The following is a 13,416-nucleotide window of genomic DNA, read 5'->3' as shown; positions in this document are numbered from 1 at the left end:
AGCGAAGTCATATTTTGTGATCCCATTATATGAATAGTATTAGCAAAATGGTTTAATATAATAGAGGTGGTAGTATGCCTAATAAGAAAAACATTGAAACAGTATCATTTCTTAAAGAAAGTATGGGAGAATGTGCAGGTTTGGTGTTCTTTGATTACAGAGGAGCAACAGTAGCACAGCTTACAGAATTAAGACGTGAATTAGCAAAAACTTCTTCTTCAATGAAGATATGTAAAAACTCTTTAGTTGATATTGCTTTAAAAGAGTTAGGCAGAGAAGTAAAAGATGAAATGTTCATCAATCCTACAGCAGTAGTATTTGCTAAGGATGATGTTCCATCTGCAGCTAAAATAATAAGCGAAGCTGCAAAAAAGAATGATAAAATCAAAATCAAGGGCGGATATATGGGTGAAGATTTACTTAACCCAGCTGAGGTACAAGTTGTTGCAAATATCCCTCCAAGAGAAGTTTTACTTTCTCATCTTGTTACAGCACTCGAGTCGCCTATATCAAGTTTGGCAAACAGCTTGCAAAGTGTTATATCAGAGCTTGCTTATGTGCTTGATAGTGTTGAAGAAGAAAAGAAAAAATCAGCTTAATATGCTGACAAATTATTTAATATTTAATTAAAGAAAATTATTAAACAAAATATTTTTAAGGAGATAAAAAATGGCTTTAAGTAAAGAAGAAATATTACAAGCAATAGAAGAAATGAAAGTTATCGAGCTTCACGAATTAGTAGAAGCTATTAAAGAAAAATTTAATGTAACAGCAGCTATGCCGGTTGCAGCAGTAGCAGCAGCTCCAGCAGCAGGCGGTGCAGCAGCTCCAGCTGAAGAAGAGAAAAATGAATTTGATATCATTCTTACAGGTTTTGATGCAGCTCAAAAAATAGCTCTTATTAAAGAAGTTAGAGCAGTTAGCGGTTTAGGCTTAAAAGAAGCTAAAGATGCTGTAGAAAAAGGCGGAGAAACTATTAAATCAGGTGTTTCTAAAGAAGAAGCAGCAGCTATCAAAAAACAATTAGAAGCAGCTGGTGGTAAAGTTGAAGTTAAATAATAAGATTTTAGAGAGTATTATCATTAACATTTAATGATTTAATATAAGAAGGGTATAATACGCTTGTACCCTTCTTATTAGTGTATTTATTCAAATCGAAATAAAAGCGTTAAATTGTGGAGATCTTTTAATATGGCCAATAACAATCAGATAGATAATAAAGTATATCCAGAACGAGGGGTAGAGTTCGCAAAAAAGTATAGGATAGAAAATGGACGTGTAAACTTTTCACGTTCTGCTTCCGTAATAGAACCTCCTGATCTCCTCGCAATACAGAAAGAGTCATACGAGAGTTTCCTTCAAAAGGATGTACCTGAAAATAAAAGAAAAAATGAAGGTTTGCAGGAAGTATTAACTTCAATCTTCCCTATAGTAGCTTCTAATGAAAAGATGCAGATAGAATTTATTTCTTATTCTATAGGAGAGCCTAAAATTACAGAAAAAGAGGCTAGAAGAAGAGATAAAACTTATGCTTACCCTTTTAAAATAAAAGTACAATTAACCGTAAAAGACCCTGAAAGAATTATAGAGCAAGAAATTTTTGTTGGTGAAATACCAGCTATGACAGACAGAGGTACATTCATTATTAATGGTGCTGAGCGTGTTGTAGTTTCTCAGATTCACAGATCGCCTGGTGTTGTTTTTAACAGAAGCGACAGAGATGCAATGTTTGTGGCCAAAATAATCCCAGACAGAGGTACTTGGCTTGAATTTGAGCTTGACACTAAAAAAGACATAATGTATGTTAGAATAGACAGAAAGAAAAAACTTCCTGTTACTGTATTTTTGAGAGCTATTGGAATAACAACCAATGAAGAAATTTTAAAATTATTTTATGAAGTAGATAATATATCATTAGAAAAACTTTCAGATGATGAGAAAAAACAAGCTTTAATAGGTAAGCATTCATATTCTACAGTATTTGATACAGAAAACCCAGATGAAATTATATTGAATCCTGGAGAACTTATCAATACTAACTTAGCTGAAAGACTTTTAATGAGCGGAATTAAAGAAGTTTCTGTATTAAATATGGATAAGATTAAAGGCAGTTCTACCATAATTAATACTTTAGATAAAGATACAACAAAAAACCAAGAAGAAGCATGTACAAAAATTTATAATGTTATAAGACCTGGAGAGCCTGCTTTAATAGAAAACGTTATAAGAACATGTAATGATTTAGTTTTCGATCCTAAATTATATGCTTTAGGAGATGTAGGACGTTATAAAATTAATAAAAGATTGAACTTCCCTGAAAGCGAACAGGATAAAGTTTTAAGACATAAAGACATAATAGAAACTATTAGATTTTTAATAAAAGTTTTCATAAACGAAGAACAGTTGGATGATATTGACCATTTAGGAAACAGACGTGTAAGAAGTGTTGGTGAATTATTAGCTATACAAATAAAAGCAGGTTTTGCTAGAATGGAGCGTATAGCTAAAGAAAGAATGCAAATGCAGGATATGGAGGCAGTAACTCCTCAATCTCTTGTAAGCATAAAACTTATACAGGCAGTAATAAAAGAGTTTTACGGTACAAGCCAATTATCTCAGTTCATGGATCAGAACAATCCATTATCAGAGATTACACATAAAAGAAGATTGAATGCTTTAGGTCCTGGAGGTCTTACAAGAGACAGAGCAGGTTTTGAAGTAAGAGACGTACACCATACTCACTATGGTAAAATATGTCCTATTGAAACTCCTGAAGGTCCAAACATCGGACTTATAGTTTCTCTTGCAACTTATGCTAAGATTAATAAGCATGGTTTCTTAGAGACTCCTTATAGAAAAGTTGTTGATGGAAAAGTAACTGATGAAATAGAATACTTAACAGCACATGATGAAGAAAGATATCATATTGCTGATGCTAATGCTCCTCTAAATGAAGACGGATCATTTAAAGAAAATCTTATATCTACAAGATATAGAAGTGAATTCCCATATTCTTCACCAGATCAGGTGCAGTATATGGACGTTTCTCCTCAGCAGATAGTATCTCTTTCAAGTTCATTAATACCATTCTTAGAGCATGACGACGCTAACAGAGCTTTGATGGGTTCAAACATGCAGCGTCAAAGTGTGCCTTTATTATTCCCAGAAGCTCCTATAGTAGGTACAGGAGTAGAGGCAAAAATATGTCAGCCTGGAACAGGTATAGCTTTACATGCTAAAAGAGCTGGAAAGGTTATCAAAGTTGTACATGATGAAATAGTAGTTAAGCCTACTAAGCAAAACAGCGATGATGATTTTGATGTTTATGAATTAGTAAAATATCAAAGAACTAACCAAGATACTAACTTCCATCAAAGACCGGTTGTTAATGTTGGAGATATGGTTAAAGCAGGCGGATTATTAGCTGACGGACCTGCTACAGATCATGGAGAATTGGCATTAGGAAGAAACGTACTTGCTGCTTTCATGATTTTTGAGGGATATAACTTCGAGGACGCTATTCTTTTAAGTAAAAGATTAGTACAGGAAGATGTATTTACTTCAATACATATTGAAGAGTTTTCAGTTGAAGCACGCGAAACAAAATTAGATAAAGAAAATATTACTAGAGATATACCTAATGTATCTGATGCTGCTTTCAAAAACTTAGATGAAAGAGGTATTGTTAGAATAGGTGCTAAGGTAAAAGCAGGCGATATATTAGTTGGTAAAGTAACTCCGAAAGGAGAAACAGAAATAACACCTGAATACAGACTTCTTCACTCAATATTCGGTGAAAAAGCTAGAGATGTAAAAGATACTTCTTTAAGAGTGCCTCATGGTAAAGACGGTACTGTTATAGATGTAAGAGTATACAGCAGAGAAAACGGCGATGAATTAAAGCCTGGAGTAGAGGAAGTAGTAAAAGTATTCTTGGCTAAGAAGCGTATAATACAAGAAGGCGATAAAATGGCAGGACGTCATGGTAACAAAGGGGTTGTTGCTAGAATCATGCCTATTGAAGATATGCCTTATTTAGAAGACGGTACTCCTATAGATATATGTTTGAATCCTCTTGGTGTACCTTCACGTATGAATATCGGTCAGGTTATTGAGATGTTATTAGGATGGTCTGGCCATAAAATGGGACTTAAATATGCTTGTCCTGTATTTGAAGGTCCTAAAGAAGAGGCATTAAGAGAAGCATTTGAATTCAGCGGTATGAATGTTAATGGAAAGGTAAGACTTTATGACGGAAGAACAGGAGAGCCATTCAAAAACGATGTTGCTGTAGGATACATGTACATGCTTAAGCTTAATCACTTAGTTGAAGATAAAGTACATGCTAGAAGTACAGGACCTTACTCGCTTGTTACTCAGCAGCCTTTGGGAGGTAAATCTCAGTTCGGAGGTCAGAGATTAGGAGAGATGGAAGTTTGGGCATTAGAGGCTTATGGAGCTGCTAATATGCTTCAGGAGTTCTTAACTGTTAAATCAGATGATATGACAGGACGTGCTAGAATATATGAATCTATTGTTAAAGGTGATGTTATATCTTCTCCAGGTATACCGGAAAGCTTTAACGTATTGGTTCAAGAGCTTAGAGGTTTGGGTCTTAATATTACTATTCATGATGAAGATGGCAATCAGCTTGCTTCTACTGAAAAAGAACTTAGACAAAAGACTAAAAAACAAACCAAGATTTTTAAATAATTAGGAGAAGTTTAGGTATATGCAATTTTCAAACTTTGACCAAATAAAAATTAGTATAGCAAGTCCTCAGGTTATGAGAGAATGGAGTTATGGTGAAGTTAAAAAACCTGAAACTATCAATTACAGAACTCTAAGACCTGAAAGGGATGGACTTTTTTGTGAAAAGATATTCGGAACTACTAAAGAATATGAATGTTACTGCGGTAAGTTCAAAAGTATTCGTTATAAAGGTGTAGTTTGCGATAAATGCGGTGTTGAAGTTACTCATTTTAAGGTAAGACGTGAGAGAATGGGGCATATAGAATTAGCTGCTCCTGTTGCTCATATTTGGTACTATAGAAATACTCCTTCAAGAATAGGACTTCTTCTTAATATGAATATTGCCCATTTAAGAAGCGTACTTTATTTTGAAAGATACGTTGTTATTGATCCGGGCGATAGTGCTTATTCTAAAGGCGATCTTTTGACAGAAGATGAATATAATGAAAGTTTAGATAGATATGGCAATAATATAAGGATAGGTATAGGTGCTGAAGGCATTAGAGATATGCTTAAAGACCTTGATATGGATGAAGAAATCAGAAAACTCAGAGAGGAAATGATTAAAAAAGGTGAAAAGAGCGACAGACGTTTAAGAAAGCGTCTTGAAATCTTTGAAGACTTTAAATCAAGCGGAAATGATCCTACTTGGATGATACTTGATGTAGTTCCTGTAATACCTCCTGATTTGAGACCTATGGTTCAGCTTGACGGCGGAAGATTTGCTACTTCAGATTTAAATGATTTATATAGAAGAGTTATAAACAGAAATATCCGTTTAAGAAGATTATTGGTTTTAAGAGCTCCTGATATTATCATCAGAAATGAAAAAAGAATGCTTCAAGAGGCAGTTGATGCTTTATTTGATAACAGCAGAAGAAAGAAAGTGGTTAAAGGACCTGGAAACAGACCTTTAAAATCTCTTTCTGATATGCTTAAAGGTAAGCAGGGACGTTTCCGTCAAAACCTTTTAGGTAAACGTGTTGACTATTCAGGCCGTTCAGTTATCGTTGCAGGTCCTAGATTAAAAATGCATCAATGCGGACTTCCTAAAAAAATGGCTGTAGAATTATTCAAGCCATTCATAATGAAAAAATTAGTTGAAATTAATTCAGCTCATAATATAAAAAGTGCAAAAAGATTCGTTGAAGAGGGAAGAGAAGAAGTTTGGGGAGTATTGGAAGATATTGCTAAAGAGCATCCGGTACTTTTAAACAGAGCCCCTACACTTCACAGACTTGGTATTCAGGCATTTGAACCTGTACTTGTTGAAGGAAAAGCAATTCAGCTTCACCCATTAGTATGTCACGCTTATAACGCTGACTTTGACGGTGACCAGATGGCTGTTCATACTCCTTTATCAGCAGAATCTCAAATTGAAGCTTGGACTTTAATGCTTGCTCCTCATAATATATTGAACCCTGCTAACGGAGAACCTATTGTTAACCCTACACAGGATATAGTTCTTGGTATAAGCTATTTAACTAAATTGAGAACAGGTATTAAAGGCGAAGGAAAGATGTTCTCTTCTCCTAAGGATGCATTGCTTGCTTATGATAATAATTTAGTTGAGCTTGAATCCAGAATTAAAGTATTAATGAAAAATAAAGATACTGGGGAAGAAAGTTTTGTTGAAACTTCTGTTGGAAGATTAAAATTCAATGAAGTTATACCGGAAGATTTTAGATATCAAAACAGAGAGTTTAACAGTAAAGATTTAGCTAAATTTATTCATGAAGTATATTTAAGACATGGTACAGCAGTAACAGTTAATATGCTTGATGATATTAAAGAGCTTGGTTATCAAAGTGCTACAGTATTTGCTTCTACTATTTCTATTGCTGATATACTTATACCTCCAATGAAAAAACAAGAAATTGAAGAGGCTACTAAACAAGTAGAGTTCATTGAAAACCAGTATCAGAACGGTGTTATCACTACAGATGAGAAAAAGCAGAAAGTTATCGACCTTTGGACTACTGTTGAAGGTAAAATAACAGAAGCTATGATGGATAATTTAAGACAAGACCAAGACGGATTCAATCCGGTTTATATAATGGCTGATTCAGGAGCTAGAGGTTCTAAGCAGCAGATAAGACAGCTTGCTAGTATGAGAGGTTTGATGGCTAAGCCTTCAGGAGAGATTATCGAGCTTCCTATTATATCAAACTTTAAAGAAGGTCTTACAGTACAGGAATACTTTATTTCTACACACGGTGCTAGAAAAGGTCTTGCAGATACAGCGTTAAAAACTTCTAATGCCGGTTATTTAACTAGAAGATTAGTAGACGTTGCAATAGGAGTTGTAGTTTCTGAGCATGACTGCGGAACTGTTAAAGGTATTAGTATTGAAGCTATAAAAGACGGTGATGAAATCAAAAAATCTCTTAAAGAACGTGTTGTAGGTTTCTTTACAAGCGAGCATATTTATAATCCTGTTACTAAAGAACTTATATGTTCTGCTAATACTGAAATAACAGAAGAAATAGGTACTATAATAGAAAAAGCAGGTATTGAAAAAATAAATATAAGACATCCTCTTACTTGTGAAAGCAGAATGGGTGTTTGTCAGAAATGTTACGGCAGAAGCTTATCTACTAATACGCTTGCTTCTATTGGTGAGGCTGTTGGTGTTGTTGCCGCTCAAAGTATTGGTCAGCCTGGTACACAGCTTACGATGAGAACTTTCCACATCGGAGGTGTTGCTACTCAGATGGTTGAAGAAAATGAAGTTAAAGTTAACTATCCTATATATATAGAGCAATTCTCTAACTATGTTGTACAGCCTAACGGCGTGAAAATCACAGCAAGGAAGGGAGATTTAATTATCAGACGTGTATTAGAGAAATGGGAAAAATCTTCTATAAAAGATGTTTTAGCTGAAAATAATGCTAAAATTCTTATAGGTGATGTTATAGCTAATACAAAAGACGGTTCTGAAATTAAAGCTACTTATAATGGAACATTCAAAGTTACAGATGATGATAAATATATAATGATCACTGGTTCTAAACATGAAAAATCTATTAAAGTAGGAAGTGAATATAAAGTTGATGAGCATGTATTTATAGAAGCTAATACAGTTATTGCTAGTTTTGATAGTTATAATGAACCTATCATTTCTGAAAAATCAGGTGTTGTTAGATATCAGGATATTGAACTCGGCAGCACAATGGTAGAGGAAATAGACGAACAAACAGGTAATAAAACATATATAATCAGAGAAGTAAAAAATGAAAACAAACAGCCTAAAATCTTGATTACAGGAGAAGGCGATCCGTTTGAAACAGATATACCTAACGGTGCACAGCTTATGGTTGAAAATAATGCCAAAGTTGAAGTAGGAGAGGTTATTGCTAAAACTACTCGTATACAGCAAAAGAGTAGGGATATTACAGGAGGTCTTCCAAGAGTACAGGAATTGCTTGAAGCTCAGAAGCCTAAAGATACTGCTATTATTGCCGGTATTGACGGTGAGGTTGAAATAGGAGGTTCTCATAAGGGTAAAAAAGTAGTTAAAATCAGAAATGAATTTGATGAAACTAAACACTTAGTACCTCATGGTAAAATGCTTTTAGTAAGAAACGGAGACTATGTAAAAACAGGTACTCAGTTATGTGCCGGTAAAATAAACCCTCATGATATATTGGAAACTCAGGGAGATTTAGCTTTACAAACTTACTTACTTGAAGAAATTCAGGCTGTATATAATCAGCAGGGTGTAGGTATTAACGATAAGCACTTCGCTCTTATTATTAGACAAATGCTTAGAAGACTTGAAATTACAGATCCAGGCGATACTAAATATATTGTTGGTCAGTATGTTGATAAATATGAGTTTGAAGAAGAGAATAAACGCTATGAAGAGGCAGGCGGTTCTCCAGCAAGCGGTAAGCCGGTACTTTTAGGCTTAACTAAAGCTGCTCTTAATACAGAAAGCTTTATATCTTCTGCTTCATTCCAAGAAACAACTAAAGTATTAACTAATGCTGCTATTAAAGGTAAAGTTGATAAATTGCTTGGATTAAAAGAAAATGTTATTATAGGTCACTTGATACCTGCAGGTACTGGTGTTAAACTTTATAACAAACTACATGTATATAATAAAGAAAGCGGTGATTTGGATAAAAAAGATAATATAGACAGTGCTTCAAAAGAAGAAGAAGTTATACAAATAACCGTATAATAATTAATATAAAAATTAAGAGGTTTTCATAATTTTTATGAGAGCCTCTTTTTTAAATAAAGTGAAATAAAAATGATAAAAAAAATTAATAAAATGCCTTTAGCCCTTACAGGCTTGGCACTTGGTGTAGGCGGTATATTTAATGCATGGACTATATTTACGGGTATTAAATATTTTGCTTATATAGGTGCTTTAATCTCATCTATTTTAATATTAACAATTATAACAAAAATATTTTCATCATTCGGAGATTTTCTTAATGATTTAGAGCATCCTGTTGCAGGAAGCACTATTCCTACTCTTGATATGGCTGTTATGGTTATATCATCTTCGGTAGTTCAATTTGTAAAACCTCTTGGTATTGCTATGTGGTTTACAGCAATTGCAGTTCATGTTATATTTGCTTTTACATTCTTAGCTCATAGGATCAATTTAAAAGATTTGCATCATATACTTCCTAGCTGGTTTGTTCCTCCTGTAGGAATAGTTGTAGCTGCTGTTACTGGTACTAATATGGGATTTCCTCAAGTATCTCAAGTAATAGTTTATATTGGTACTGTTTTATATATTATACTATTTCCTTTTATATTTTATAGAATAATTTTCCATGATCCTTTGGCAGATGATAGATTTCCGGCATTTGCTGTAATGGGAGCACCTGCTAATCTTTGTCTTTGCGGATATTTGACAGCTTTTCAAACATACAATACTGCTTTGCTTAATTTTCTTTTGGGTTTAGGATTATTTACAACATTTAAAGTTTATTTGTCTCTTATAAGAGCATTTAGAATAAAGTTTATTCCATTATTTGCAGCATATACTTTCCCATTGGCAGTAGGTGCTCAGGCTTTGCTTAAATATGCAAATTATTCAAAAAGCGTTAATGGTGAATATTATCTTATATGGCATTATATTGCTTTATTTGAACTTATAGTAGCGAGTTTAATGATTATTTGGGTATTTATTAATATGATGTCTTTTGTACATAAAAATGTTGTAAAATCTAATTAACAAGTATTGGATTGATTTAGTTATGGAAATATTAGAAGAATGCAGAAAAATAGTTTCTAATGGAAACAATAAAGAATTAGTAGAGAAAACAGAATATTCTGATAATTTTATTAAAGCTATGATAGAAACAGATAACTTTAATATTTTATACAATATGCTTGATGATGAATATTCTAAAGAGTTATTTAAAAAAATTATAAGATACAGATATATGCTTGCATTTTATCCTGAAGTTCATCAAAATATAAAAAAAGAAATTATGTTTAGTTTGAAATACGGAACAATATCTACATATAAATGGCTTAGCAAAATGATATCATTTTTAATTTTCAAAAGAATGTCTTTGCCTAAAGAGATAGGAGCTTTTGCCTTATTTCATATATTTGATATGAAGCAGTATGATGTGAAAGATGTTTTTGAAGTTAATAATGACAGTGTGGTATTTGATATTGGAGCTTGGAAGGGTGATTCTGCTTATTTCTTTTCAAAGAAGTGTTCTAATGATGCTAAAATTTATGCTTTTGAACCTGATGCCAATGCTTATGAGGCATTGAAATGTGTGAAAGAAAAATATAAATTGAATAATGTTATATTAGAGAATGTACTTCTTTCAAATAAAGAAGAAACTATTGATTTTGTTTCAATGATTCCTAATACTCCTGTTGTAAAAATGAATGCTGTTACTGTGGATAAATTTGTAAATGATAATAATATAGATAGAATAGATTATATAAAAATGGATGTAGAAGGTGCTGAGCAGCATATATTAGAAGGTGCTAAAGAGACAATAAAAAAATTTAGACCTTCTCTTGCTATTGCCGTATACCATGGCGGTAAATTATTTATGGAAGATTTTTATAAAGTTCCAATATTCGTAAAAGAAATTACCGAAGGATATAAATATTATATACGTACATTTTCTCCTTGGGGCGGGGAGACTATCCTTTTTTGCAAACCTAGATAAAACATAAGAAATATGTTATAATATGATGTTGACTTTTTATAACTATCTTATAAAATCGAATATATAATATTGGAGATTTAATTTATGGCAAAAAGAGATATAATAAATAGTGTAATAGGAGAAGGCTCTTCTTTTAAAGGTACTTTTGTTGTTCAAGGTTCTTTCCAAATAGATGGAAAATTTGAAGGTGAATTAAAAATTGACGGGCATTTAATTATAGGAACTAATGGTAAAGTAAAGACCAGCACTATAATAACAGACAGCATAACTATAGCTGGTACATTAATTGGTAATATCGATGCGAAAAAAGAGGTTATCTTGATAGAGACAGGAAGAGTATTAGGAAATATTGAGGCTCCTAAAATAGATGTTGGAGAAGGTGCAGTTATTCAAGGAGAAATGACTATTACCGGAGGCCAGAAAAAAGATATTACAAAAATTGTTCAAGAATCTTTTACCGGCTTGTCAGGTTTAGATGATGAAAATAATAATCAGGAAGTACAAAATAATAATTCATCAGGTAGTTTTTAAAGGTATAAAAAATGGCTATTAAAATTAAGACTCAATCAGAAATTAATTTAATGCGTGAAAGCGGACATATATTAGCTAACGTATTTAAAGAAGTAGAAAAGATAGTTCAGCCTGGTATTTCTACTAAGGAAATAGATAAATTTGTATATGATTATATAAGAAAACATAATGCTAAACCATCATTTAAAGGTTACGGCAATCCTCCTTTTCCAGGATCAATATGTTCTTCTATTAACAATGAAATAATACATGGAATACCAAGTAAGAAGAAGATATTAAAAGAAGGGGATATAATAGGGCTTGATATAGGAGTATACTATAAAGGATACCATTCAGACAGAGCATTTACATTTAAAGTAGGAAATGTGTCTGAAGAAGCTTCAAGACTTATAGATGTAACTATGGAGTCATTTTTTAACGGAATAAAGCAGATTAAAGACGGTGTTCATTTAGGCGATGTATCGTATGCAATACAGAAAACTGCTGAAGATGCAGGATATTCTCTTGTAAGAGAGTTTCAAGGTCATGGAGTAGGTGCTAATTTGCATGAAGAGCCTCCGGTACCAAACAGAGGTAAAGCTGGTACAGGACCTATATTAAAGACAAATATGGTTATAGCAATAGAGCCTATGGTTAATATGGGGCATCATTCTATTTTGATAGAAGATGATGATTGGACTATAATAACTAAAGATGGTTCATTATCTGCCCATTATGAACATACTGTAGCAGTTAAAGAAAATGGAGTAGAGATATTAACTGCTTTGGAAGATGATCCTATAGTTAATAAATATATGAATAGTTAACATATTTATAATAAAATTAATAATGTAAAATGATTTTATACCGATAAACTATAAAAAGATAATTTTATTTTTATGAATTTGTATGAATATGAAACAAACATTTTTAATATTGCTGATATCAGTTATAAGTACATTATCTATTAATGCACAGTATTCAAATACTTTTAATAATAATTTAAATACAAATAATAATAACAATAATGTACGTACTGTTAGATTAGATACCAATGCTTATAAAACTCTATTTAATGGTAAATTAGAACCGGCTTGGGTGTATATAGGAGAAGCTAAGAGAGCTATAAATAATGGTGATACTCCTTATGCTTTATATATTATGAATAAAACAGTAATGTATTATCCTGACAATGCCGATGCTCATTATTTTTTAGGTTTAATATATGAAAAAGAAGGCGGCAATCCTGCAGAGCAAGGCGGAGCTGCTTCATACCGTTTAGCTATAGAAGAGTATAAAAAAGCTATTAACTTGTCTACAAATCTTACTATACCGGCTTATAAATTAGATGCTTATTTTAGTCTTCTCTATATATATGAGAAACTTATAGATGAAAATAATTATGCTAATGTAGAAAAAGAAATCATAGCCATGGCAGAAAGTACTTATAAAAATTATGAGAAAGGAAGAATATATTTTAGATTAGCTCAGCATTATGGAAGCAGAAATAGAGGAACTGCTGCTATAGATTATTACAGACAATCATATCTTAATGGATACAGAAAGAAATTATCATTATTTAGAATGGCTTTGATTTATAGAAGAATGAGAAATTATGTACAAGAGAAAGAAACTCTAATACTTGCCAACAAATATGATTTTGATTATGTAGAGCCCACTAATTTTGAAGTTCAAAAGGCCATAGTTCAAAGGCTTGAAGCTCTGAAGAATGTAAGAATACCTAAGAAATTATATTAAAATAAAATTAATAAGCAGTGATTTTTTATCATTGCTTATTTTTTTATTATAAAATATCAATCATTTACATCATTTTATCAAAAAATATTTTAATTTTTTATTTAAAAATAATAAAAATTAAAAAAATCTATATTCATAATTTATTTATTATGTTAAATTATATTTAAATAAATGGAGGATATTTTATGGCTACATTATTTGATATAATAGGTCCTGTAATGATAGGTCCTTCAAG

Annotated in this window: 9 protein-coding genes; all 9 read left to right on the top strand. The window is 32.2% G+C overall.

Features of this window, described 5'->3' with window-relative positions:
• Positions 1-74 precede the first annotated feature (74 nt).
• The 9 genes from rplJ to Q0J90_RS10125 all read left to right on the top strand — a co-directional run bounded on the left by rplJ (position 75) and on the right by Q0J90_RS10125 (position 13,181).
• Positions 75-599, top strand: coding sequence for a 50S ribosomal protein L10 (rplJ, locus tag Q0J90_RS10165; protein WP_297277791.1), 525 nt, complete (start codon positions 75-77; stop codon positions 597-599).
• A gap of 70 nt (positions 600-669) precedes the next feature.
• A complete protein-coding gene (gene rplL / locus Q0J90_RS10160; RefSeq protein ID WP_297277790.1) occupies positions 670-1,059 on the top strand; it encodes a 50S ribosomal protein L7/L12 in 390 nt (129 codons plus the stop codon).
• 132 nt (positions 1,060-1,191) lie between these two features.
• Positions 1,192-4,713, top strand: coding sequence for a DNA-directed RNA polymerase subunit beta (gene rpoB / locus Q0J90_RS10155; protein ID WP_297277789.1), 3,522 nt, complete (start codon positions 1,192-1,194; stop codon positions 4,711-4,713).
• A 19-nt stretch (positions 4,714-4,732) separates the two neighbouring features.
• Positions 4,733-8,938 (top strand): DNA-directed RNA polymerase subunit beta', encoded by a 4,206-nt coding sequence (gene rpoC, locus Q0J90_RS10150; RefSeq protein ID WP_297277788.1) that lies wholly within the window; start codon positions 4,733-4,735, stop codon positions 8,936-8,938.
• A gap of 72 nt (positions 8,939-9,010) precedes the next feature.
• Positions 9,011-9,949, top strand: a complete 939-nt coding sequence (locus Q0J90_RS10145) for a TDT family transporter (RefSeq protein WP_297277787.1) — start codon at positions 9,011-9,013, stop codon at positions 9,947-9,949.
• A gap of 22 nt (positions 9,950-9,971) precedes the next feature.
• Positions 9,972-10,913, top strand: coding sequence for an FkbM family methyltransferase (locus Q0J90_RS10140; protein ID WP_297277786.1), 942 nt, complete (start codon positions 9,972-9,974; stop codon positions 10,911-10,913).
• Positions 10,914-10,997: 84 nt separating this feature from the next.
• On the top strand, positions 10,998-11,444 hold the full coding sequence (locus Q0J90_RS10135) for a polymer-forming cytoskeletal protein (RefSeq protein WP_297277785.1): 447 nt from the start codon (positions 10,998-11,000) through the stop codon (positions 11,442-11,444).
• Positions 11,445-11,455: 11 nt separating this feature from the next.
• Positions 11,456-12,250 (top strand): type I methionyl aminopeptidase, encoded by a 795-nt coding sequence (gene map / locus Q0J90_RS10130; RefSeq protein WP_028330748.1) that lies wholly within the window; start codon positions 11,456-11,458, stop codon positions 12,248-12,250.
• An 82-nt stretch (positions 12,251-12,332) separates the two neighbouring features.
• Entirely contained in the window at positions 12,333-13,181 is an 849-nt protein-coding gene (locus tag Q0J90_RS10125; protein ID WP_297277784.1) for a hypothetical protein, read from the top strand.
• Positions 13,182-13,416: the final 235 nt, after the last annotated feature.

It is taken from the genome of uncultured Brachyspira sp. (assembly GCF_944390595.1).
In the GTDB taxonomy this organism is placed as follows: Bacteria; Spirochaetota; Brachyspiria; order Brachyspirales; family Brachyspiraceae; genus Brachyspira.
Note: the sequence above shows the minus strand (reverse complement) of the source record. Positions and strands in the feature narration are given on the sequence as shown.

Bases quoted from the DNA above. Each gene is read 5' to 3' on its own strand.
- rplJ (WP_297277791.1), top strand. From the start codon at position 75: ATGCCTAATAAGAAAAACATTGAAACAGTATCATTTCTTAAAGAAAGT.
- rplL (WP_297277790.1), top strand. From the start codon at position 670: ATGGCTTTAAGTAAAGAAGAAATATTACAAGCAATAGAAGAAATGAAA.
- rpoB (WP_297277789.1), top strand. From the start codon at position 1,192: ATGGCCAATAACAATCAGATAGATAATAAAGTATATCCAGAACGAGGG.
- rpoC (WP_297277788.1), top strand. From the start codon at position 4,733: ATGCAATTTTCAAACTTTGACCAAATAAAAATTAGTATAGCAAGTCCT.
- Q0J90_RS10145 (WP_297277787.1), top strand. From the start codon at position 9,011: ATGATAAAAAAAATTAATAAAATGCCTTTAGCCCTTACAGGCTTGGCA.
- Q0J90_RS10140 (WP_297277786.1), top strand. From the start codon at position 9,972: ATGGAAATATTAGAAGAATGCAGAAAAATAGTTTCTAATGGAAACAAT.
- Q0J90_RS10135 (WP_297277785.1), top strand. From the start codon at position 10,998: ATGGCAAAAAGAGATATAATAAATAGTGTAATAGGAGAAGGCTCTTCT.
- map (WP_028330748.1), top strand. From the start codon at position 11,456: ATGGCTATTAAAATTAAGACTCAATCAGAAATTAATTTAATGCGTGAA.
- Q0J90_RS10125 (WP_297277784.1), top strand. From the start codon at position 12,333: ATGAATATGAAACAAACATTTTTAATATTGCTGATATCAGTTATAAGT.